Origin of the sequence: uncultured Psychrobacillus sp. (assembly GCF_938022135.1) — a bacterium.
GTDB lineage: Bacteria > Bacillota > Bacilli > Bacillales_A > Planococcaceae > Psychrobacillus.
This window is the reverse complement of record NZ_CALIED010000019.1, coordinates 24,786-47,804: the sequence shown is the minus strand read 5'-3', so window position 1 is coordinate 47,804 and position 23,019 is coordinate 24,786. Positions and strand designations below refer to the sequence as shown.

Annotated in this window: 22 protein-coding genes and 1 pseudogene; 4 read left to right on the top strand and 19 right to left on the bottom strand. The window is 36.8% G+C overall.

Annotation, left to right across the window (positions count from 1 at the left end):
* Positions 1–399 precede the first annotated feature (399 nt).
* Positions 400–861: a staygreen family protein gene (locus tag Q0371_RS04295; protein ID WP_169359838.1), complete on the top strand. Its 462-nt coding sequence runs from the start codon at positions 400–402 to the stop codon at positions 859–861.
* Between the two features lie 597 nt (positions 862–1,458).
* On the opposite strand, the gene Q0371_RS04290 is transcribed toward Q0371_RS04295, so the two are convergent.
* Entirely contained in the window at positions 1,459–2,523 is a 1,065-nt protein-coding gene (locus Q0371_RS04290) for a HAMP domain-containing sensor histidine kinase (protein ID WP_298468688.1), read from the bottom strand.
* A complete protein-coding gene (locus Q0371_RS04285; RefSeq protein WP_169359800.1) occupies positions 2,501–3,205 on the bottom strand; it encodes a response regulator transcription factor in 705 nt (234 codons plus the stop codon). The genes Q0371_RS04290 and Q0371_RS04285 overlap by 23 nt, the downstream gene beginning before the upstream one ends.
* 236 nt (positions 3,206–3,441) lie before the next feature.
* Here Q0371_RS04285 and Q0371_RS04280 point away from each other — a divergent pair, with 236 nt between their 5' ends.
* Both Q0371_RS04280 and Q0371_RS04275 read left to right on the top strand, forming a co-directional pair.
* On the top strand, positions 3,442–3,648 hold the full coding sequence (locus tag Q0371_RS04280) for a hypothetical protein (protein ID WP_169359801.1): 207 nt from the start codon (positions 3,442–3,444) through the stop codon (positions 3,646–3,648).
* Between the two features lie 39 nt (positions 3,649–3,687).
* Positions 3,688–4,308 (top strand): annotated as a pseudogene (locus Q0371_RS04275) (DJ-1/PfpI family protein); the annotation flags it as partial.
* Between the two features lie 187 nt (positions 4,309–4,495).
* Here the strand turns inward: Q0371_RS04275 and rlmH are convergent.
* From rlmH to rpsF, 17 genes are all read right to left on the bottom strand, one after another.
* Positions 4,496–4,975 carry a 23S rRNA (pseudouridine(1915)-N(3))-methyltransferase RlmH gene (rlmH, locus tag Q0371_RS04270; protein WP_169359802.1) on the bottom strand — a complete coding sequence of 160 codons (480 nt, stop codon included), beginning with the start codon at positions 4,973–4,975 and terminating at the stop codon, positions 4,496–4,498.
* 69 nt (positions 4,976–5,044) lie between these two features.
* The gene (locus tag Q0371_RS04265) at positions 5,045–5,230 is read right to left on the bottom strand and encodes a CxxH/CxxC protein (protein ID WP_298468682.1); all 186 of its coding nucleotides are present in this window, start codon (positions 5,228–5,230) and stop codon (positions 5,045–5,047) included.
* 167 nt (positions 5,231–5,397) lie between these two features.
* Positions 5,398–6,618 carry a trypsin-like peptidase domain-containing protein gene (locus tag Q0371_RS04260; RefSeq protein ID WP_298468679.1) on the bottom strand — a complete coding sequence of 407 codons (1,221 nt, stop codon included), beginning with the start codon at positions 6,616–6,618 and terminating at the stop codon, positions 5,398–5,400.
* A 132-nt stretch (positions 6,619–6,750) separates the two neighbouring features.
* The gene (locus Q0371_RS04255; RefSeq protein WP_169359840.1) at positions 6,751–7,539 is read right to left on the bottom strand and encodes an MBL fold metallo-hydrolase; all 789 of its coding nucleotides are present in this window, start codon (positions 7,537–7,539) and stop codon (positions 6,751–6,753) included.
* Between the two features lie 12 nt (positions 7,540–7,551).
* Entirely contained in the window at positions 7,552–8,358 is an 807-nt protein-coding gene (gene yycI / locus Q0371_RS04250) for a two-component system regulatory protein YycI (protein WP_298468674.1), read from the bottom strand.
* Entirely contained in the window at positions 8,345–9,700 is a 1,356-nt protein-coding gene (yycH, locus tag Q0371_RS04245) for a two-component system activity regulator YycH (protein WP_169359806.1), read from the bottom strand. Before yycH ends, yycI begins: the two co-directional genes overlap by 14 nt.
* Positions 9,697–11,514 (bottom strand): cell wall metabolism sensor histidine kinase WalK, encoded by a 1,818-nt coding sequence (gene walK / locus Q0371_RS04240; protein WP_169359807.1) that lies wholly within the window; start codon positions 11,512–11,514, stop codon positions 9,697–9,699. The genes yycH and walK overlap by 4 nt, the downstream gene beginning before the upstream one ends.
* A 4-nt stretch (positions 11,515–11,518) precedes the next feature.
* The gene (gene yycF / locus Q0371_RS04235; protein WP_169359808.1) at positions 11,519–12,223 is read right to left on the bottom strand and encodes a response regulator YycF; all 705 of its coding nucleotides are present in this window, start codon (positions 12,221–12,223) and stop codon (positions 11,519–11,521) included.
* Positions 12,224–12,476: 253 nt separating this feature from the next.
* Entirely contained in the window at positions 12,477–13,952 is a 1,476-nt protein-coding gene (locus tag Q0371_RS04230; protein ID WP_298468670.1) for a M23 family metallopeptidase, read from the bottom strand.
* A 551-nt stretch (positions 13,953–14,503) separates the two neighbouring features.
* Entirely contained in the window at positions 14,504–15,790 is a 1,287-nt protein-coding gene (locus Q0371_RS04225) for an adenylosuccinate synthase (RefSeq protein ID WP_298468667.1), read from the bottom strand.
* A gap of 135 nt (positions 15,791–15,925) precedes the next feature.
* Positions 15,926–17,281: a replicative DNA helicase gene (gene dnaB / locus Q0371_RS04220; RefSeq protein WP_144540259.1), complete on the bottom strand. Its 1,356-nt coding sequence runs from the start codon at positions 17,279–17,281 to the stop codon at positions 15,926–15,928.
* A gap of 12 nt (positions 17,282–17,293) precedes the next feature.
* Positions 17,294–17,743: a 50S ribosomal protein L9 gene (rplI, locus tag Q0371_RS04215; RefSeq protein WP_169359811.1), complete on the bottom strand. Its 450-nt coding sequence runs from the start codon at positions 17,741–17,743 to the stop codon at positions 17,294–17,296.
* Positions 17,740–19,716, bottom strand: a complete 1,977-nt coding sequence (locus Q0371_RS04210; protein ID WP_298468661.1) for a DHH family phosphoesterase — start codon at positions 19,714–19,716, stop codon at positions 17,740–17,742. Before Q0371_RS04210 ends, rplI begins: the two co-directional genes overlap by 4 nt.
* A gap of 12 nt (positions 19,717–19,728) precedes the next feature.
* Complete coding sequence (locus Q0371_RS04205; RefSeq protein WP_169359813.1) at positions 19,729–20,670, bottom strand: YybS family protein; 942 nt, start codon at positions 20,668–20,670, stop codon at positions 19,729–19,731.
* Between the two features lie 491 nt (positions 20,671–21,161).
* On the bottom strand, positions 21,162–21,398 hold the full coding sequence (gene rpsR / locus Q0371_RS04200) for a 30S ribosomal protein S18 (RefSeq protein WP_142540806.1): 237 nt from the start codon (positions 21,396–21,398) through the stop codon (positions 21,162–21,164).
* Between the two features lie 46 nt (positions 21,399–21,444).
* Positions 21,445–21,942: a single-stranded DNA-binding protein gene (ssb, locus tag Q0371_RS04195; protein ID WP_169359814.1), complete on the bottom strand. Its 498-nt coding sequence runs from the start codon at positions 21,940–21,942 to the stop codon at positions 21,445–21,447.
* A 43-nt stretch (positions 21,943–21,985) separates the two neighbouring features.
* Positions 21,986–22,276: a 30S ribosomal protein S6 gene (gene rpsF, locus Q0371_RS04190; protein WP_169359815.1), complete on the bottom strand. Its 291-nt coding sequence runs from the start codon at positions 22,274–22,276 to the stop codon at positions 21,986–21,988.
* A 166-nt stretch (positions 22,277–22,442) separates the two neighbouring features.
* Here rpsF and Q0371_RS04185 point away from each other — a divergent pair, with 166 nt between their 5' ends.
* Positions 22,443–23,000, top strand: a complete 558-nt coding sequence (locus tag Q0371_RS04185; protein ID WP_240949719.1) for a DUF3267 domain-containing protein — start codon at positions 22,443–22,445, stop codon at positions 22,998–23,000.
* The last annotated feature ends 19 nt before the right edge of the window (positions 23,001–23,019 follow it).

Genomic DNA, 23,019 nt, shown 5'->3' with positions numbered 1-23,019 from the left:
ATTTTCTATTAATGTAGAAAATCGACCTTTTTTTTATTTAATTTTCATTCCCAGTTCACCCTGCGATGAGATCAATGTCTTTATCTCGGTATTTAACTCTAGCGATTTTTTCACCCCTAGGTATTGTGAAAAAAACCTGAATTATGTCATTCTATCCAATTTACCAACTTACTCATTATTTTATGAAGAACTACTAAGTAACAGTAGCTTAACAAAATTAGGACGCTTTTGAGGTTTATTGCAAAATTCAATAACATTGGAAGGGATAACTTGACCTATTTGGTCTCTGCTATCCTTTTTACTTCTGCTCCTCCAATTAAAATCATTACATCTGTGTCTTTTAACCAACCTCAAACTAAAAAATAGCATATTGGTAAAAAAACGATTGGAGTTGGTGGCATGAGTAAGTTAAATCCAGATAAACTCACTGTTGAATATCGAGATGGTGTTTCAGCTACAGGACCCATCATTTCCAGAAGTCACACACTGACTCACTCTGATTTCACTGGAGAATTATTCTTAACAATTGGAACACAATTTGCATGGGATAAAATTAATACTGAAATGAGAGACGAAGTACTAGGCGTTTGGAAAACACAAGGAAATAGTTTAAATTACAACGTATATCTATATCTAGATAAAGAAAATCACGACTTAAGTGCAGCAACAAAGCGGAATGAAGTTTTTAGGCGCGAATTACCACTTGCATTAACAACCATTCGATATGGCGATAGGTTTTTATTTGACCTATACCCAAGTTTAGATTATGCCTTAATAATCGTTAACTTTATGTCCATTTATCCGTCATTATTTAAACAGGAGGTTTGGGGTACCTTTAGCAATTACTCCATAACACTATAAACAAATAACTTGAATACCTACCGACCTTAATATGGAAGCTTCATACAACTCGTTTACGTTTAAACCACCAAAACATGTTGGATCAATATTTTTGGTGGTTCTCTTATTAAATAAGTGCGATTTGTATAAATCGAATGTGGCCTCATTTTTATGTATTCTATACACAGAATACATAATTAGTAACGATATCACGGATTGCTATGCTATATTATATAAGTAATAAACAACTCTCGTTGACACCGAATAATGGTAACTTTAGATTAGGCAAATTAGCATTATTGGGTGCCAAACCCATTAGAGTTCTTCAGGAACAAAGAATTCTACCGCAGCATCTCCTTGTGAGATGCTGCTTTTTTGTTTCTTAATTTTGAATAGGGATTTCCCATTTCAAGAGGAATTTATATTCCTTTAATGACTGGTATACTAATACTGTTAAATTGTTACCATCTTACCAGCTAGAATATTGTGACAATATCGTTCCAGTTTGTTCTTTTAGAAATAATATACTTCTCCCTATCACAAATTCAGTCTAGATATTGAAAAAAATTCTTAAGTTTAGTGAACGGTCTATCCTTCAGGCATTAAGAGCACTGATAATTAAGTATCCAAGGGTATACAGCCTTTTAAGTATGCTCCACCTTTTGGATGATTTCCTACAACTAGGTCCCCGCCATGCTGTTTAATAATTCGCTGAGAAATAGTTAATCCTAATCCGGCTCCTCCCGTTGAGCGATTTCTTGATGCTTCCCCTCTATATAGCGGTTCAAAAACTCTTTGCAGATCCTCTGCAGAGAACCCCTCCCCTGTATCTTGTATCGTAAAGATCACACATGTTTCATCTCTATTGCAATTGATATAAATTTCACCATTTCTAGGTGTATGTCTGACCGCATTATCTATTAAGTTATTCAATGCTCGCTCTAATAAGTGTGAATCGCCCTTAATATTACAATCACTTGTCAAATTATTTACAATGATAGAGATATCCTTTTGCTCAGCCCGAGGGCTTAAGCTTTCAATCGATTTCTTGAGAACAAGTATCAGATCAACCCTATTTTCACCACGTACCATTTCTTGGTACTCTGTCTTCGCAAACGTGAAAAGCTCCTCTACAAGTCGGTCCAACTGCGCTGACTTCTCCTTACAAACTGCCAAATACTTTGCTCTCTTTTCAGGCGAATCAGCAATACCTTGCTCTAGGCCGTCTAAATAACCCCGTAAGGCAAATAACGGTGTCCGTAAATCATGCGCAACAGCAGCAATCACAAACCTCCGTTCATCTTCCAATTCAACTTGTTTATCAAAAGATTTTTTTAAACTATCGACCATAACATTAAACCCATCATGGGCTTCAGCAATTTCTGAAATCTTTGAAGAAGGGATTTGGATATCTAAATCTCCATCTGCAATTTGGCGAGCACAGAGGCTCATTTTCTCTAAAGGGAGGAGAATATATCTTCGCATTGTATAGGCCACAATCAAAAAGGCCAATAGTAGACCCGTAATTCCCGCAACTATTTGTGTAATTTTTGAATTGGTCGGAATTCCAAGATTGAATGACTTTGTTTCAAGAAAATGCCCACCTACATAAAATATCCACGGGAAAATAAGTATAATTAATAAACTAAGAATGGTAAATTTACGAATGCGAATAGTTTTCACTTTTTTCTCCTTTGAAGCGATAACCTATACCCCATACGTTAACTATAAATTGGGGATTATTCGGATCAGCTTCAATTTTCTCCCGAAGTCGGCTTAGATGGACACGAATAGTATGTTTATCACCAATCCCTTCCCAAAATTTTCCGAGTAATTGATCATATGAAAAAACATATTTTGGATGTTCCGCGAACAGTTGCAGCAAATCATACTCTTTCGGCGTCAGTGATATGGATTGCCCATCTATAAATACTTCTCTTGTGGACAGATCCAATAAGAGACGTCCATAATCTAAGACCTTTCTGAATTCTTGCTTAGAACTGGATCGCCTTAATACAGCCTTTACTCTTGCAACAATCTCTCCTGGCGAAGCAGTTTTGACTATATAATCGTCTCCTCCAAGTGCTAATCCACGAATTTTATCTACGTCATCACTCAGAGCACTTAAAAATAGAATTGGCACATTACTTTCCATACGGATCTGCCGACATAACTCAAAACCATTTTGACCCGGCATCATGATATCTAGGACGAGGCAATCAATTGTACTTTGTTTCAGGGCGACGAGTGCCCAATTAGTGTCATAAGCCGTTTTCACATAAAAGCCTTCATTTTCTAAGAAATCTCTCAATAGTTCAACAATGCTAATGTCATCGTCAACGACTAAAACCGTATATCTTTCCATTACGAAAATTCCACCTTTCCTCAGACGACTCCCATAGATACAAATTAACAAAATTAAAATATAGTTTTAGTTTATCACTTTTACATTAAAGAATAAGTTTTCCGATGGATTGTGATGATTTTGTGATTGTTTCATACCCTCTTTTGAGACATTCAAAGGTTATTCTTTCATTGTGGAGCTATCATCATCTATTTGAAATACTCCACACTTTAACTATATTAAGGGAGGATTTACAAATGGGTATTGAAGATCAAACTTTCTCATTCTTTCCATTCGGTGCTTTGTTTTGCCTTACACTATTCTGTATTGTAGCGGTTCGCATATACGCAATACGCTGTCGTTATATGCATTCCAAGCAAATTGACCGTCTTAAAGACCTTGTAATTGAGGGGGACCTAACTGAGTCGGAATATCAACGACTGAAAAATTTACTTACAAAGTAAAGACATTATCGAATAAAAATCATTTTAAATGGAGGTAATATTCTGTATATCCAAATTGTATTGTTTGATGGATTTGATTTATTAGACGTTATTGCACCTTATGAAGTGTTTACTGCTGCAGCGATGTACGCAAATGAAGACATCACCGTTCAACTCGTTTCTCCTGAAGGGGAACGAATGGTACCAAGCGGGGTAAATCACTTACCTATTCAAGCTAGCGGTAAACTTGATATAAACAGTAAAGGAATTATTCTTATTCCAGGAGCATTTGGTTCGGTTCACGAGGATGGACCAGATTCGAGCCCAGCTAAATTACAACAAGCAACGGAAACAGAGTTAAGTAATTTACTCATTGAAGCTATTAAGAAACCAGATCTATTGCTTTCAGCAGTTTGCGGTGGTTCTCTCATTTTAGCAATGGGTGGATTGTTAGAAGACCGGCATGCTGTTACCCACCACATGGGGATGGGGCTTTTAAGTGCTACAAATGCGATTCCGGTTAATGCTAGAATTGTAGATGATGGTAATATTGTTACTGGCGGTGGCGTTACTTCGGGACTCGATGTTGCCCTTTACCTAGTTGAGCGAGAATTAGGTCCCCGTATAGCACACGCAGTGGAGCAACTGTTAGAGTATGAACGCAGGGGTACGGTTTGGAGAGCAGAGGGAGATGTACCGAGAGAAAATCAACAAAAAAATATAATTAAACCGACAAGTAATGAGGCCTTAACTGAATAAATTTTATAACACGTAGCGTTAAGATGGAAATTCAACAAATCCTTAATTAAAATAACCACCTAAAACGCTGATAAATTAACGTTCTAGGTGGTTATTTTAAAAACCTCATCTATTTATGATACGGTTCGCCCTTCATAATTCGAAATGCTCGGTAAATCTGCTCCACTAAAACGAGCTTCATAAGCTGGTGTGGTAGAGTCATTTTGGAAAAGGATAACTTTTCGTCGCTTCGCTTCATAACTTCTTCATGCAATCCTAGAGAACCACCTATTACAAAAGCTATTTTGCTTCTTCCATAAGTCATTAACGACTCGATATCTGCAGCAAGCTGTTCAGAGGTTTTCATCTTTCCTTCGATAGCTAAAGCGATGACATATGTGTCTGCACCGATTTTTGCTAGGATACGGTCTCCTTCCTTCTTCTTTACGATTTCCATGTCTGCCTCGCTCAGATTCTCAGGAGCTTTTTCATCTGCTACTTCGACAAGATCTATTTTTGCATAGCTTCCCAGTCTCTTTGTATATTCTTCAATCCCCATTTTCAAGTATTTTTCCTTCAGCTTACCTACTGATATAATTTGTATATTCACAGGTTATCCACCTTTACATTTCATTTACAAACAAGTTATTAACAACACTTATCCACATATCCACAACACTTATCTACATGTTGTGTCGTCATTTTCATGAGCCACAAGATATATTGCAGAATTGTTACAATAGGTACAACTTGTGGATAACTGTTTTTCCTCATTTAATTTCTCCATCACTGGGAATGTTTTTTCCTCTGCTACAAAGATATCTAAAGCGTGATTTATATGGGTTTCGCAACTGAATATTCTCACTATTTAACTCCCTTTCTCTTTAAAATTACTTAACATAGTTATACACATTTTTTCTATTGTTATCCACAGTCTATTTTAACAAAGAAAAAACGAGTAGGAAAGACAAGCTTTTCTTTCCATACTCGTTGTGTAAAACTTCTGTTGCTACTTTTTAGTTATCCACATGTCTATAACTGAGTGGAGTCCTTTAATGTTAAAGTTAATTCGACTATTTCTCCTTGACGGTACACCTTGACGTCCAAACTATCACCAATATCTTTTTCATTATATAGATGCTTTCTAAGATCGATGGAATTCTCCACTTTTTCTCCATCCATTTCTACAATGACATCATAGGTTTTTATACCAGCAATTGCTGCAGGTGTTCCTTCATATACTTCATCTACAACAACCCCAGTAGTAACTTCTGCAGGTAGTTTTAAAGTATCTCGTTGATGAAATGCTGGAACATTTGTTAAATCGATAAGTGTAACACCCATAGAAGGTCGAATTACTTTACCATTGACTTCTAAGTCTTCAATTATAGGCATTGCGGAGTTTACTGGAATAGCCAAGCCAATTCCTTCTATTGTTGACTCAGAGATTTTCATCGAATTGATGCCTATAAGCTGACCGGCTAAATTAATCAATGCTCCACCACTATTACCCGGGTTAATGGCTGCATCCGTTTGTAAAACTTCTGCTTGCCAATCCACAGTCCCATCTTCATTGATATCCACTGGAATAGCACGGTCCGTACCAGAAACTACACCAGTAGTAACTGAACCATAAAAGTCTAAGCCGAGAGGATTACCAATAGCAATAACTGTTTCTCCCTGCTTTAATGTATCTGAGTTTCCGATCTCTAAAACTGTTTCAATTCCTTTATCGTCTATTTCTAACACGGCTAGATCTGTCCACATGTCACTTCCGACTAATTTTGCGTCTGCTTTTACTCCATCCTTTAATGTCACTTCTAATGCTTCTGCACCTGCAATTACATGATGGTTCGTAATGATATATGCTTTTCCGCCTTCTTTTTTATAGATTACTCCTGAACCAGTGCCAGCCTCCTGCTCCGTGGAACTTTGGCTCCAGAAATTTCTTACGGATTGAATATTAGTAATACCGACTACTCCCGCCGAGGCTTTTTCTACTGCTCCGGTTACATCCGTAGTAATATCTACGCTTACTTGCTCTGTTTTAGTTGTTTTACTTGTCGTTGCTTCACCTTCTGTTTGGGAAGGTAAATTATTTACAACAGAAGGAGTTAAAAACCAAACTAGAAGAGCTCCTACTAGGACTCCTGCTAATCCACTGAAGAAATAACCTACTACTCCTCTTTTCTTATCCTTATTTCTTACTTTTGGTGGTTCTTGTTCAGGACCATATGAATTATAGTAACCCATTGCACTCTCCCTTTCATTAAACAATATGTTCGTAAGCTTACTTTACCCACTAAACATTAAAATTAAATGAAAATAATCTAAAATTAAATTAAAAAAAGCTCCAAAAGCTTTTAGGCTCCTGGAACTTTATAATTATACTAGTACTAATTCAGTTGGCTGATTTGCATCCGTGTCGTGTAAGTGAACATATTCACCTGCGATGATACCACACGATTGTAAGGTTTGGGTAACGCTCATTCTTGCTAGGTCCTTCATGTTATTATCCTTGCTAAGATGTGAGAGGTACACATTAGTTGATTTTAAATCAATTACCTCACTCATAGCTACCGCAGCATCTTCGTTAGAGACATGTCCCACGTCACTTAGTATTCTGCGTTTGACCGACCAAGGATAGCGTCCCATTTGTAGCATACTGACATCATGATTGCTTTCGAAGACAAAGGCATCTGCTCCTTTAATATGTCCCTTCATGCGATCACTTACATATCCCGTATCTGTAATTAAAACAAGCTTGCGCCCATTTTCATGAAATATATAAAACATCGGATCTGCAGCATCATGGGAGACACCAAACGATTGGATATCCATAGAGCCAAACGTTTTCACCGATTCCATATCAAAAGTGAAACGTTGATCTAAGGGCACCTTTCCAACAAGTGAATCCATTGCTCCCCATGTTTTTTCATTGGCGTATATTGGTACACCATATTTTCTAGCTAATACACCGAGCCCCTTTATATGATCACTATGCTCGTGAGTAATGAAGATACCAGAAAGATTTTTTATTTCTCTTCCAATTCCTTGAAAGAGCTCGTCCATTTTTTTGCCGCTTAGGCCTACGTCAACTAAAAAAGAATGCTTCTCGTTTTCTACGTAGATGGCGTTTCCGCTGCTCCCGCTAGCTAATACACTAAACTTCATCATCAAAACTCCTTATTCTACTGCTGATGAATCTACTTCTGTTGGTATTTCAATAATTCTTCCTTCTACCGCATTTACAAAGTGTTCATCTATAGTTCCGTCCTCACGTTCCACAAGTATTCGCCAAGTTGGTGCAAATACCTGCGTCTCGGCTTGTTGGACTAATGTAAAATAGCCCAGACTAATATCTGTAACGGTTGAATTGGCAACTAGCAAACCTTTGGAATATAGATTTGAAACTGCTTGAATAGTAGGCAATAGATTTTTAGACTCACTATAATCCTCTAAGTTATCTAGGATGGTTTGCTCATAGCTTATGAGTTCATTATTCTCATTCCAATAGACTACTAATTTAGCTTTTTGATTGTAATAGACAAGACGATCATTTACTTTTTGAAAAAAAATTGCCATACGAGCTTCCTCGTCTATTTTCCACAATCCATATGAAGAACCTTTAAATATATTATCACTGATGAGAGTTTCGATGGAATTCTCTTCGGTTATTGGTATAGGTTTTATAAATGTGCCGACTATTTGTGCATCAGGCTTAAATTCAACTGTTTGATTTTCTAATTCTTCTATTTCTTCTGGCTTAAAGTTATGAACACTACCAGAAACATAATAGGCTTCTTCCACAGTAACACTAGAAGCTTTTGACACATTAATGTTCTCTACTTTTAGACGATCCTCTGTCGTGGTAGAGCTTAAAACTTCTATATTTTGACCTGCTGTATATCTATTCAAATATAAGGAAAACAAAAAGACATTCAAGATAGAAAAAACAATGATAAAAATAGTCTTCGTTTTATTCCAATCCATAGGTGCCACCTCCTATAGTTTCTGGAGATAGTCTTAACCATGATCCATTAACTTGATAATACCAAGAGGGCACCAAAGTAAATAAAGGTTGGTCTTCGTCTTTGGATATATAATAGCCTTGTACTAAATCCTCTATTAAAGAGACTTGTGAATTTGGGGCTAAGCTAAGTAATTCATATGCATTTTGACCGGAAGGTAACTCTAAATCAGTGGAAGTTATCGGTAGAGCATTTAACGTGTAATACGGTCTATTGTAACGATAAACTCTATTACTTCCCCAAACTTGAACTATTTCTGTAGTCAACATATCCTTACTGAATACAGGCAACCCATCAAAATACAGTTGATAATTTACTTGACTCGCATTCTTATTCATTCTACTAAATCGATAATCATCAGTCCAACCGTCATGCTCATTTACAAAGCTTAAGCTATTATATAAAAGTTCCGATGATTTACCAAGAAATTCACCTTCTGATGCTGGATGAACGTAGCTTAACCTTTTAGAAATAGGGTCTACAGTCATTAATGCGTTATCATCCGTATATTGTTCTCCTGATCCTACTGGGTTACTTCGCCGAACAACTAAACTTGGTATATTAAAAAGGGCATCTTTGAACCTATTCGTATCAATCTCTTCCACTAAATAAGTATATTGAACAACCTTTTCAGGGTTACTTGTAGTATATAAGGATAATTTGCCTTCTCTTACGATTTCTTTATATTCCAGCATAGCATTGGAAGTCTTGACCATACGCTCAGAGAAACCAAAGATATCTTCCTTCGTCACATTTGCCGTATAGATTTTATTCAAGGTGGTGCTTATGAAATACAAAGTAGCCCCTTGATCAGATTCCTTTTCCTCTACTCTTTGGTCCACACTTTTCGAGGACCAATCTATAACTAGACGATTAAAAGAAGAGTTAGGAAAGATAGGATCTAAAAACTTTAAAATCGAACTATAAGATTCTATCGGTATATCTGCTTGAAAAAACAATGTACTCGTATATGGCTTGTTGATTAATTCATTTACCTGCCCCGCATTCGTATTATTACTATACAGTTTCACCGTTTCAATCTCCCAATTTTTCATGGGATTTATAACATTATTGATATCTACGATCGAATAGGAGCCTCTTAGATTTTCGGGTTGACTAATCAGCAAACGATACGGTTTTATAACATCTTCCATCTTCTTCTTCTCTGCAATCGATATATTAACGACAGGTGGTTCAGTAGTATCATATTTTGGTGAATAGGTCCAAATCGTAAAGGTAAGTGTAAGACTAAGCAGTATTAGTAATAATAAAATAATAGATTTTACTGGTTCAATATACTTCAATCCCACTCACCTTCTTCATCCAACAGTATTTCTAAAGTAAAGAATATAGTAGTTCCATGACCTTCTTCACTTTCTGCCCAAATCTTACCTCCATGGGCTTCAATCATTTCCCGGGCAATGGCTAGGCCAAGCCCTGTCCCTCCCATTGAACGGGCTCTAGCCCGGTCTACTCGATAAAAACGATCGAAAATGCGATTTACATTTTCAGAAGGTATTCCCATACCATCATCTGATATCATCACTTGTAACCACTCATCTTTGACTGCTATGCCAAATCGAATATTCCCTCCATCTGGGGAATACTTTAACGCATTCGATATAATATTATCGATTACTTGAGTTAACTTATCTGTATCAATGTCTACATAGTACGGCGTATCTGGAAGCATACGTTGGAACGTAACATTTTGTGATTTAGACAGTTCAAAACGATCAATAATACGATTGAAAAATAGATTAAAATTAACGATTTCTCTATTCAAATCATAGTCACGACTATCCATCTTAGACAATTGTAGTAAGTCATTTACCAATCGAATCATTCGTTGGGTCTCCGTTTGCGTAACCATTAGAAATGACGGTGCTATCTCCTCATCCTTCCATGCTCCATCCGCTAGTGCCTCCAAATAACTGCTCATAGTAGTTAAAGGAGTTCGAAGTTCATGCGATACATTAGCTACAAACTCTCGACGTTCCATATCAATCTTCTCTTGCTCGGTATTGTCATGTAAAACAGCGATTAAACCATTTACGAAACCAGTTTCTTTTTGGATAACTGAAAAGTTCGCACGAAGTATATATGGTCGTTCCTGGGTACTGAAATCTAAATTCATGGATTCCTTTGAATGAATGAGATCTTCGAAGGAATGAATGCTATCAATGCCAAGCACTGAAATAATAGGCCTGTTGAGAACCATTTCTCTTGGTATGCGCAAGAGCCTTAGGGCAGGATCATTGATCAAAATAACTCTACCCTTTCGATCAGTGGCTATTACTCCATCCGTCATATTAGTTAAAACAGAGGCAAGTTTCCTACGCTCAGCTTCTGTAGTCGACTGGGATTCTTGCAGCCTATTTGTTAGATGATTAAATGCATGTGCTAACTGACCGATTTCATCATTTCCATAAACTCTTACCTTACGAGAAAAGTTGCCCTTAGACATAGCCTGTGCTTGTTTCCTCATCTCCGATATAGGTCTTGTAATCGTTTGTGCTATAAGAATACCTAGTACAATTGTGATTACAAGGGCTACTGCCGTACCCACTGCGAGGATTTGGTTTATTTCGTTCATTTGACCAAATACATTTTCAATATTCGATTCAATATAAAGAGTTCCAATTACCTCACCCTGTGAAATAATTGGCGTTACTAATATCCATACACGTTCTCCTGATTTAGAGGCGATGCTATCAAAATCTTCTTCTGCCGTGATAGATTTATGGACTAGCTCATCTAACGACTTTTGTCCAACGATTGCTTGGTTGTTCGAATCTGAGGTAGCTCGTATTTGATATTTCGCATCGATTACTCGAACTTCTTTAATATCATCAGAATTAAGACCATTCAAAATAGAACGTAAGCTTTGTTCTAATGTTTGGTCTTCTTCTACCCGTATTTTAACAAGTTCTTCTCTTGCACTAAACTCTAATACACCAACGCGATCCTTAACAGATTGTTGAAAGTTTTCTTTTAATGTATGCTCCAATCCCTTGACAAAATATAGACCAATTATTTGCATAGCTATTAAAATCAGTAAAACATAAATCAACACAATCTTTACATGAACTGATTTAAAGTAACCAACCTTATGCATCGAATTACTCCTGCTCAGGACTTCTTAAATAGTAACCAACGCCTCGTCTAGTTACAATCCAGTTTGGATGACTAGGATTATCTTCAATTTTCTCACGTAAACGTCTGATTGTAACATCTACAGTACGGACATCACCAAAATAATCATAACCCCAAACTGTTTGTAATAGATGTTCCCTTGTCATTACTTGTCCAATATGTTTAGAAAGATAATGTAAGAGTTCAAACTCACGGTGAGTCAATTCAATTGTTTCATCTCTTTTTAATACCAAATAAGCATCCGGTTGGATAGTTAGTGGACCAATAGTAATGTCATTAGTAACTACTTCATTATCTTCTTGAATGGTTTGGTGTCTTCTCATGTTAGCTTTAACTCGAGCTATTAACTCTCTTGTACTAAATGGCTTTGTTACATAATCATCTGCACCTAGCTCTAACCCTAAGACCTTATCTATCTCTGAGTCTTTAGCAGTTAGCATTATGATAGGAAAGCTAAAGCGTTTACGAATTTCTCTACAAACTTCCATTCCATCTCTGTTAGGTAACATTATGTCTAACAGCATGAGATCTGGTTGAATCTCGTCTACTTTTTTCAATGCATCATCGCCATCATATGCACAGAAAACCTGATAGCCCTCTTTTTTCAAATTAAATTGTAGTATGTCAGCAATCGGCTTTTCATCATCCACTACTAGTATTTTTTTACTCACTTGTTAAACCCCTTTCGCCCTTTTCTGCTATATTTTAATCAAATACATTACTTTAAACAATTAATATATCATTACTCTATCATTCTTTTACTCTCCTTGCATCATTAAAGAAGTGAGAAAAAATGAGGGTAGAAATTGAAAGTTTAAGGTCGAGCTTTGTCGAAATATTTCCCAGGAAATTTAATTCTTTCCTAATTCAATATTTCACAATACATAAAAAGACAGCCGGCTAGCGACTGTCTCTAACTTATATTTATTTTAACACAGATAAGGGGTCAATCGTAACTCCGTCCTTCTTCACTTCAAAATGCAAGTGAGTTCCTGTGGAGCGTCCTGTATTCCCCATAACGCCTAGTTTTGAGCCTTGTGGCACTACGTCTCCCACACTTACACTAACTGAGGAGAGATGAGCATACGTCGTTTTATACCCATTTTTATGATTAACGATTACACGATTACCGTATGTACCATCCCAACCAGCAGCTTCAACTACTCCATTATCTGCAGCTTTAATATTAAATCCACTTGGTCGAGCAATATCAATACCTTCATGCTTACGTCCCCAACGGTAACCCATTTTACTAGAAATGTAGCCACCTTCTGCTGGCCATGCAAACACTCCAGAACCACGTGATGGAATCACTTTTGTTCCCTTTAATACAACATGTTCCTTAGGTTGCTCTAAAATCGTTTCATTTGAAAGTGATTGGTCAATTTCTACACCATTCTCTTGACGAATCAAATAAGTCGCCACTCGTTTTCCATCGGCACCTTCTTGCTTCACTTTTGTATCACCTTTGAACATCTCATCTGTTTCTATTACTTGTTTAGTATGAGGTACAGTTTCCTCTACCTTTTTCTCATAAACTACTTCCATATTTATAAGTGGTTTAAGTACAGTGACATTAAGCTCTTGATTTATCTGTAAGACACTTGTATCTGTAAGTCCTGGATTGATTGTTAATAATTCTGCTGAGGTTAAATTAAATTTACTTGCAATATTACCAAGTACGTCACCAGCTGAAACTTTATAGGTTTCTTGCTCTAAAGTTCCTTCTAAAAGAAGCTTAACTGCTTCATCAGCAGATACAACCTTTTCGGGTGTCACATCTACCGTAACCCCTGAGACTTCTTGTTTTAAAATTAAATCTACAATTCTAGTTTCGCCAGTTTGTAATTCGGGTAAGCTATCTGTAACACTTTTTCTAGCTTCCAATGTGGCTAGCTCTTCTTCTGTGATAAACTGAAGTTTTAATTTTTTAATAACTTCATGGTATGTTGCAATGTCTTTGACGTAGACTGCCATCTCGTCATTGACAGATAAGGCAAACGCGGTTGCTTCCACTTCTATTAAATCGTTAAGCTTTTGCAATGTTGTTTCATCGTTTGTTGAGGGAGTATAAACTTGTTCAGTAATAACCTTTAGGTTATTGCCTGCTTGTAGTTGAAGACCGTCATATTGGGAGCTACTCTCTTGCACTTTTTTATCAAAAAGCTTTTCCATTTCCGTTTTATCGGAAATAGCCCCAACATACTGACCTTCTGCATATATATGATAAATTTCTTTTAAAGCCTTATTATCCTCTTCATTAGCAAATGCCATATTAAAAGTTAGAGATGACATAAGTAATACCATTATAGTAGCTTTTTTCACTACATTTGATTTTCTGTTTGAAAGAACAGTGAAGTTTTGATCCTCTTGTTCCTCATTCTTACTATTCCAAAGCATGATAAAGCTCCTTCCAAACCTATTTAAGTTGCTAGTGCAAATTTTACACTATCTTAATTTAACATATTTGAAATAGTGAAGTGTAGGAATAGTCTATCTTGTAAAGAAAATGTATTTTTAAATCCATTATTTTCTATTTTTACATTTTAGTTGTTATATTTAATCATTTTTATAGGTTTTAATCCTATGTTTTTAAGAATTTCCTCCAGTAAATTCTTATTTATACATATTACTATTGGTGCCTCTGTTATATTTGTAATAATTCGATAAATTTCAGACACCTATAGCTTTGTATATGAAGAGAATCAAATGGATAGACATGAATATCTTGTAAATCCATTTCTAGCTATTGGCCACTTTTCCAATTATATTGTTAGACAGTTTATATATATTACTTAGACCTGGTTTCTTACAGAGAGAATAGGTCTTACGTTCAGATGAATAGAAGGCAAATTACTGGGATAAATCTTTGTTTGTCGGTGAAAATTCTTAAAATTATTTCACATAAAAAGCCGCCAAGTTTTCATTGGCGGCTTTCATTTCACTTATAATTATCTCCAAACGCTTGAAATAACGTTTGTTTGTGTACGATCTGGTCCTACAGAGAAAATAGAGATAGGAACTCCTGTTAATTGAGATATGCGTTCTAAATAATGTCTTGCAGTGTCTGGTAATTCATCGAGAGATTTACACTGAGTGATATCTTCACTCCAACCTGGTAACTCCTCATATACTGGATTACATTCGGCAAGCATACGCAGGTTTGCTGGATATTCTGTTATAAGTTCTCCTTTATATTCGTATGCTGTACAAATTTTAACTGTTTTTAATCCAGTTAAAACATCAATTGAATTCACTGTTAAATCCGTTAATCCACTTACTCTTTGCGCATGGCGGATTACCACTGTATCAAACCATCCTATACGACGTGGTCTACCTGTTGTAGTCCCATACTCTTTTCCTACTTCCCTGATTTGATTCCCTACTTCGTCAAAGAGTTCAGTAGGAAATGGCCCATCTCCCACACGTGAAGTGTATGCTTTACATACTCCTACCACATGCGATATTTTTGTTGGACCTACACCTGCTCCAATCGTTACTCCACCAGCTACCGGGTTAGAAGAAGTGACAAAAGGATACGTTCCTTGGTCAATATCCAACATTACCCCTTGAGCTCCTTCAAAAAGTACGCGTCTACCCTCATCTAATGCATCATTAAGTACTTTAGAGGTGTCTGTTACATACTGCTCAATTTCTTGGCCGTAACTGTAGAATTCTTCTAAAATTTCTTCTACTGTAAATCCTTCTGTTTCATAAAACTTCTCAAACATACGATTTTTTTCTTCTAGGTTATGCTCTAATTTTTCTTTAAACACTTCATAATCTAAAAGATCTGCAACACGTATACCTACACGAGCAGCCTTGTCCATATAGGCAGGACCAATTCCTTTACCTGTCGTTCCAATTTTTCTTGCTCCTCGGCGAGCTTCCTCTACTTCATCTTGCTTTATATGATAAGGAAGAATGACGTGGGCACGATTAGAAATACGTAAGTTTTCAGTCGTTACACCGCGATCATGCAGCCCTTTAAGTTCTTTTACTAATGCTCTGGGGTCAACCACCATGCCATTTCCAATAACTGAAATCTTGTCCTTATAGAAAATACCGGAAGGAATGAGATGTAGCTTATAGGTCTCTCCTCCGAAAATAATTGTATGTCCTGCATTATTACCACCTTGGTAACGTGCAATTACTTCTGAGTGTTCTGATAAAAAGTCAGTAATTTTACCTTTTCCTTCGTCTCCCCATTGGGTCCCTACTACAACTACTGATGGCATTGCCAACACCTCCGTCAGACATTTCGTCCTGATTAAAAATCAGTGTAATTGTACCAATCATTTTTACCATAGTCAACCAACTTAAGTAAAAAACACGAACGAATTGATGTTTAAATAATCAATTCGTTCGTGTTTTTATGCTGGAGGAGCTTGATGTTGACTCCAATCAATATTCACAAATTTATTAAATTCTTTCACAAATGCTAGAGTAACTGTGCCAGTCGGGCCGTTACGTTGCTTAGCAATAATAATCTCAATCATGTTCTGATTTTCTGTTTCTTTATCGTAGTAATCTTCTCGATACAGGAAGGAAACAATATCGGCATCTTGCTCAATAGAACCAGACTCACGTAAATCAGACATCATTGGTCTCTTATCTTGACGTTGCTCAACACCACGGGAAAGCTGCGATAGAGCAATAACAGGAACTTTCAATTCACGGGCTAGCCCCTTTAATGAACGAGAAATCTCAGATACCTCTTGTTGACGGTTTGCCTGACTTCCACCGCTCCCTTGAATCAGCTGTAAGTAATCAATTAGAATCATGCCTAAGCCTGACTCCTGCTTTAATCGTCTACATTTTGCTCTTATTTCATTTACCCGGATACCCGGTGTATCATCTATATAGATTCCTGCATTTGATAAGCTACCCATAGCCATCGTCAGCTTGCGCCAGTCTTCTGTAGTCAGCGCACCTGTTCTTAACACTTGTGCGTCAATATTACCCTCTGCGCAGAGCATACGCATAACCAACTGTTCTGCACCCATCTCTAGACTAAAGATAGCGACGTTTTCATCTGTTTTAGTTGCTACGTTTTGTGCTACGTTCAAAGCGAAGGCTGTTTTACCTACCGAAGGACGGGCAGCCACAATAATAAGGTCATTACGCTGAAAACCTGCTGTTATACGATCTAAATCTCGGAAACCAGTAGGAATACCGGTAACGTCACCTTTTCTTGTGTGTAGCTTCTCAATATTGTCATACGTCTCTACTAACACATCTTTAATGTGTTTGAAGTCACCTGCATTTTTACGATTGGCAACTTCCATCATTTTTCTTTCTGCTTCGGAAAGGAGAGCTTCTACCTCATCTTCGCGAGTAAAGCCATCCTCTACTATTGTCGTAGCCACGCGAATAAGACGACGGAGTATAGATTTTTCCTCTACTATTTTAGCGTAATGTCCGATGTTAGCTGCGGTAGGCACGGCATTTGCTATTTCACTAATATAGGAGATACCGCCGACATCTTCTAATTCCTTCTTAGAAGAAAGTTCTTCTGTGACTGTTACAACATCAATTGCTTTTCCCTGATCACTCAGACGAAGCATGGTCTGAAATATCTTTTGATGAGCTACCCGATAAAAATCCTCTGGCATGACAATCTCTGCGGCTGTTATTAATGCTTGTGGTTCTAAAAATATGGCTCCAAGAACAGATTGCTCTGCTTCTTGATTATGCGGCGGTACACGGTCCAATAATGGATCGCTCATAGAATTCTCTCCTTACGCTTCTTCAGATACGTGTACCTTCAAAGTAGCTACTACCTCTTGATGTAGTTTTACTGGTACATTTGTGTATCCTAGAGCACGAATTGCATCATCTAGTTCCATTTTACGTTTATCTATTTTAATACCGTTAGTTTTCTCTAGTTGTGCGGCAATTTGTTTCGTTGTCACTGATCCAAATAGTCGACCATCATTCCCTGATTTTGCTTTTAGTTCAACAGTTAGTTGCTCTAAAGTTTCTTTTAATTTTTTTGCTTCTGCTAGTTCTTCAGCAGCTTCTTTTTCTGATTTCTTCTTTTGTCCTTCTAGAGCACTGATAGCAGCAGAATTTGCTTCTACTGCAAGTTTATTTTTAAGTAAATAGTTATGTGCATAACCATCTGCTACATTCTTAATTTCACCTTTTTTGCCTTTACCTTTAACATCTTTTAAAAATACTACTTTCATTCTTCATTTCCTCCTTCAATTGTTTCTAATATAGCTTCATTTAATCGATTGATAGCTTCTGGAACAGTGATACCAGCTATCTGAGAGGCTGCATTTGTTAAATGGCCTCCACCATCTAATTTTTCCATGATTACTTGAACATTTACTTCTCCTAGCGACCTAGCGCTTATTGCTACGGAAGAATCACTTCTTCTACCTACTACAAAGGAAGCAGAAACATTATTCATAGCGAGCAAAATATCTGCTGTTTGAGCGAGTAATACTTGACTATAAATCGTATTCTCATCACCGTAAGCTATTGCGATTCCATCCTTTAAAAAGTGAACATTTTGCACAATTTTTGAGCGTTCAATATACGTATCTAAGTCCTCTTTTAGGAGGCGTTGTACTAATATGGTGTCTGCACCATGCGTTCTTAAATAAGAGGCTGCCTCGAACGTTCTAGCCCCTGTACGGAGCGTAAAACTTTTCGTATCGACTATTATACCTGCTAGCATGGAAGTCGCCTCTAGCATGTTAATTTTCTCGTTTTTCGGCTGGTACTCTATAAGCTCTGTTACTAATTCTGATGTGGAGGAAGCATATGGCTCCATGTATACAAGCATCGTATTAGTGATAAACTCTTCTCCGCGACGATGATGGTCAATCACTACTACTTTCTCTGCTTTTTGTAATACCTTTTCATCTATAACCATACTTGGTTTGTGTGTATCCACTATCACTAGTAGTGTTTTCTCTGTCATTTTGTTGATCGCTTCTTCAGCACTAATGAATCGATTATATAGCTCTGGTTTTTCCTTAATTTCCTCCATTAAGCGAAGGACACTCTTGTCTAGCTCATTGAAATCAATTACAACATAACCATTTATCTTGTTCATTTCTGCCATTTTCCTTACACCAACTGCTGCACCGATGGCATCCATATCGGGGAACTTATGTCCCATCACGATTACTTGGTCACTATCCTGTATGAGGTCCTTCAATGCATGGGAGATAACTCTGGCTCTCACGCGCGTCCGCTTTTCTACGGGATTTGTTTTGCCTCCATAGAATTTTACCTTTCCATTAGGATGTTTGATGGCTACTTGATCTCCACCACGTCCTAAAACTAAATCTAAGCTGGATTGTGCAAGTGCTCCTAATTCTACTAGAGAAGTAGAACCTGCCCCTACTCCTACACTTAAAGTTAAAGAATAACCAAATTTAGAGGTGGTTTCTCTAATATCATCTAAAATGGAGAACTTACTTTTCTCTAGTTCCATTAATATGGATTCATTAAACACAGCTAAAAAACGATCAGAGGATATTCTTTTAACGTATATACCATACTTGGCACCCCAATTATTTACACACGAGGTTACCAGGCTGTTTAACTGTCCTCTGGTTTGGTCATCCATTCCCTGTGATATCTCATCATAATTATCGATGAATAATACACCGATAACCGTACGATCGCCATAATAGAGGGATTCCATTTCTATTTGCTCCGTAATATCAAAGAAGTATAGAAGTTTTTCCTCTGCTTTATAAAATACCTTATAATTATGATCGTCTAAAGAGATCACCATTTCCTTAGAATCCTCTTGCTTTAGTAGCTGCTGAAAATCAGAGGATATGGAAAGCAACTCTTCCCCTATAATTGTGTCAAAGGGTAGCTGCTGTGTCATATACGGATTGGCCCATTCCACAACATGCTGATCGTTGATGAGAATAATCCCAATAGGCATTTCAAGCAAGGCTTCTTCCCCTACCTTCTTCATCCTGTAGGAAAGCGTCTCTATATGCCTTTCCGTTTCTTCATAAACACGTTGCTCGATAATCCATGCATATATGAATACACCAATAACTAATAGCGCAAATAATAATCCAACTAACAGGTTGTCAGATAGAAGCAAATAGGATGCCACTCCACCTAAGAACATAAATAATATTAGTGGATATCGTATTGGTCGTTTTCTAAAAAAAGACGCCACTGAATCAGCTCCTTATTTCTTGTATCTGTCTTTTAAATATGCTCGCAAATTAAATCCTAAATCTAACACACCTAGGATAATAGTAAACGTATAGAGCGGAATTGCTAAGAAGGTAGCTAAAATAGCACTCCATTTTGGCCACCCCTGAATATGAAAATAATATTGAATCAGGGATACACCTTGTAAGAATAATAATGCCCTTAAAATGAATGTAGCATTTATGATAAGCATATAGCTAAAGGTACCTACCTCAAATGTTGTAACTAAGGATATAATAGCTACAACTAAATAATACCACAACACCGCTTTAGGTAATTTAAAATACATGTATTTAGGAAATTTTGGAACTGGTACTTTTAATTTTTTTAAAATAGGTAAGTTAACAGCAATATAGATAAATGCTGTTATAAACATAAGAAAAATAAAGTAAGTTGGCGTTAAAGCTTCTAGGACAATTAAAAACTGCCTAACCATCTCATCATAGGTTTCTGGTTTTTGATTAGCTGATTCCAGTAAATTACCGACTTGTTCATAGGATATTTTAATGCCCTCTAAAAATTGCTCTATTAGGTTAATATTTAATACTAAAATAGAAACTATATACTGAGCAGCTGTCATGAGTAGTACAAATATTCCTGTGGCCATTAGCATATATAGCTTTGTCTGCTTTCTTCGTAAAGAATCTCCTATTAGAAAACCAACTGGACCTACTATTAAACCAAGTGTAACACCTACTATACCTCCAATAATAAAAGTTATAATAACTGCTACAACTGTAACAAGTAAAGACTCTTTTCTTTCAAACTTGGCACTATACCAAGCTAAAGGTAAAGGCGCTATTAGGGACGTGATAATTGTTAGAATTGGAACATACACGGACATTGCTATCAAAATAGCAAATAGTGCAATCATTAAAGATCCAAACGTTAAATAGCTTGACTGATTCTTTTGCATGATCGACCTTCCTTTTTTATAATCATCTATCCATTGTAACAGATTTTGCTATACAACTAAAATTACACGTTACCACACTGATTAGGTGAAATGTACTATGGAAGGTTTCAGTAAATGATTTCTTGTATAGTTTATATTATTCGAGTCAATCTCATAATTCCTTTTTATTTAGTATACGACCAAGCAATAAAAAATAAAGATTTCTATATGCTTTGCTATGCACAGATACAATGAAATTTCTTTCACTATTGTCCACTTCCAACGAGTTAATCGAAAAACCAATATTATGCTAACGAGATCTTGTAATAGCTATTATGGTCTAGCTGATTCTTTCAGGTAGTATGTAGTACGTTTAAGTTCTGTTGATCCTATTTGAACCATAGGAATATGACCCGCTAATGAGCTATATACTATAAAAGTTAAGTTATTGCCGTTTTCTACATAATAAAGACAACAAAAAAAAGACCGGTTTCCCGGTCTTTCATATATACTTATCTCTCTTCAGAAGAGAATGGTAGTAAAGCCATAATACGAGATACTTTGATAGCTCGTGTTAACTTGCGTTGGTACTTCGCGCTAGTTCCTGTCACACGACGTGGAAGAATTTTCCCACGTTCTGACACGAATTTTTTCAACAAATCTACATCTTTATAATCGATGTGTGTGATGTTGTTAGCAGTGAAGTAACAAACTTTACGGCGTCTTTTGCCTCCGCGACGTGGTGCCATAATAGGTTGCCTCCTTTTCGATTAAAGTAAAACGTGCGAGAAAATTTTAGAATGGTAAGTCGTCATCCGATACTTCTATCGGACCGCTACTATTTCCAAATGGATCTTCATCTACACGCGTATAGTTTTGCTGATTCATTGGTTGGTTTTGCTGATATGTTGGATTAGAATTCTGTTGTCCGCCACCATATGATTGTCCACCTTGGCTACGTTCACCAGAGCCTCCACGTGGTTCTAAGAACTGAACGCTGTCTGCGACAACATCCGTCGTATATACACGCTTACCATCTTGTCCTTCATAACTACCCGTTTGAATTCTGCCTTCTACACCTGCTAAACTTCCTTTTTTCAAGAAATTGGCTGTGTTTTCTGCTTGTTTTCTCCAAACGACACAGTTGATAAAATCAGCTTCTCTTTCACCTTGTTGATTAGAGAATGTACGATTTACAGCAAGTGTAAATCTAGCCATTGCTACTCCACTCGGTGTATATCGAAGTTCCGGATCTTTTGTTAGTCTTCCAACTAATACGACACGGTTAATCATCAGTTAATAACCTCCCTCGTTCAGCATTCATCGTCGATTGTTATTATTTATCGTCCATACGAACAGCAATGTGACGGATAATGTCTTCATTGATGTTAGCTAAACGAATGTATTCATCGATTGCTTGAGAATCAGCGTTTACTTTAACGATTTGGTAGAAACCTTCACGTAAGTCATTGATTTCGTACGCTAAGCGGCGTTTACCCCACTCTTTAGCTTCGATGATCTCAGCACCATTTGAAGTTAAGATTTCGTTGAAACGCTCAACTAGAGCTTTTTTCGCATCTTCTTCGATTGCTGGTTGGATAATGTACATTAATTCGTACTTTCTCATCTATTTACACCTCCCTATGGTCTTTGGTCGAACTGTGGTCAGCCGACAAGGAGCAAGTAATGCTATTACTCACATCGGTTTATTGTATCATACACTTTTACTTATATCAAGGATTGATTGTCTTATTTCAAATATTTGTCTATAATCGTGTAAAGGGGGAATGAGGATGGAAAAAAACGAGTCGATTCTTTCTACTATCGAAATTGATATAAAGAAGGTAGCTTGGCATAGCCTATGGATGACTATTCTATTTTCTATATTAGGTCTAGTTTTATATGGTTTCATTTATAGAGAATATGAAATAAACATTACTCTTTTAGGTCTTTTATTAACATTCCTTGGTTTTATACTTTTAATAGTCTTACACGAAGCATTCCATCTGCTTGGCTTTTGGTTGTTCGGTAAGGTCCCTTGGAACAAAATGGACTACGGTGTGAATCTTAAATTAGGGGTTGCTTATGCAACTACCTCCCTCCCCATTTCCAATAGATCGATGAAAAAGGCATTACTGCTCCCATTTTGGATGACGGGAATATTACCTGTTATCATAGGTTACATGATCGAATCTCCCATATTAGTCTTACTAGGTGCCTGGCTTATTGCTGGTGCAGCTGGAGATTTTGCTATGTATAAAGAGTTAAGGAAAATTCCTAACGATAGTTTAATAAAAGATGATCCTACCCTTCCAATATTATATGTAATTAAAAAAGACCGGTCTGCATAATGCAAACCGGTCTTTTGAT

Excerpts from the sequence above, each read along its gene's own strand:
- rpsR (WP_142540806.1), bottom strand. The coding sequence starts at position 21,398 with ATGGCACCACGTCGCGGAGGCAAAAGACGCCGTAAAGTTTGTTACTTC.
- Q0371_RS04230 (WP_298468670.1), bottom strand. The coding sequence starts at position 13,952 with ATGCTTTGGAATAGTAAGAATGAGGAACAAGAGGATCAAAACTTCACT.
- ssb (WP_169359814.1), bottom strand. The coding sequence starts at position 21,942 with ATGATTAACCGTGTCGTATTAGTTGGAAGACTAACAAAAGATCCGGAA.
- Q0371_RS04285 (WP_169359800.1), bottom strand. The coding sequence starts at position 3,205 with ATGGAAAGATATACGGTTTTAGTCGTTGACGATGACATTAGCATTGTT.
- Q0371_RS04295 (WP_169359838.1), top strand. The coding sequence starts at position 400 with ATGAGTAAGTTAAATCCAGATAAACTCACTGTTGAATATCGAGATGGT.
- Q0371_RS04255 (WP_169359840.1), bottom strand. The coding sequence starts at position 7,539 with ATGAAGTTTAGTGTATTAGCTAGCGGGAGCAGCGGAAACGCCATCTAC.
- Q0371_RS04280 (WP_169359801.1), top strand. The coding sequence starts at position 3,442 with ATGGGTATTGAAGATCAAACTTTCTCATTCTTTCCATTCGGTGCTTTG.
- rplI (WP_169359811.1), bottom strand. The coding sequence starts at position 17,743 with ATGAAAGTAGTATTTTTAAAAGATGTTAAAGGTAAAGGCAAAAAAGGT.
- Q0371_RS04185 (WP_240949719.1), top strand. The coding sequence starts at position 22,443 with ATGGAAAAAAACGAGTCGATTCTTTCTACTATCGAAATTGATATAAAG.
- walK (WP_169359807.1), bottom strand. The coding sequence starts at position 11,514 with ATGCATAAGGTTGGTTACTTTAAATCAGTTCATGTAAAGATTGTGTTG.
- Q0371_RS04260 (WP_298468679.1), bottom strand. The coding sequence starts at position 6,618 with ATGGGTTACTATAATTCATATGGTCCTGAACAAGAACCACCAAAAGTA.
- dnaB (WP_144540259.1), bottom strand. The coding sequence starts at position 17,281 with ATGAGCGATCCATTATTGGACCGTGTACCGCCGCATAATCAAGAAGCA.
- rpsF (WP_169359815.1), bottom strand. The coding sequence starts at position 22,276 with ATGAGAAAGTACGAATTAATGTACATTATCCAACCAGCAATCGAAGAA.
- yycI (WP_298468674.1), bottom strand. The coding sequence starts at position 8,358 with ATGGATTGGAATAAAACGAAGACTATTTTTATCATTGTTTTTTCTATC.
- Q0371_RS04205 (WP_169359813.1), bottom strand. The coding sequence starts at position 20,670 with ATGCAAAAGAATCAGTCAAGCTATTTAACGTTTGGATCTTTAATGATT.
- Q0371_RS04225 (WP_298468667.1), bottom strand. The coding sequence starts at position 15,790 with ATGCCATCAGTAGTTGTAGTAGGGACCCAATGGGGAGACGAAGGAAAA.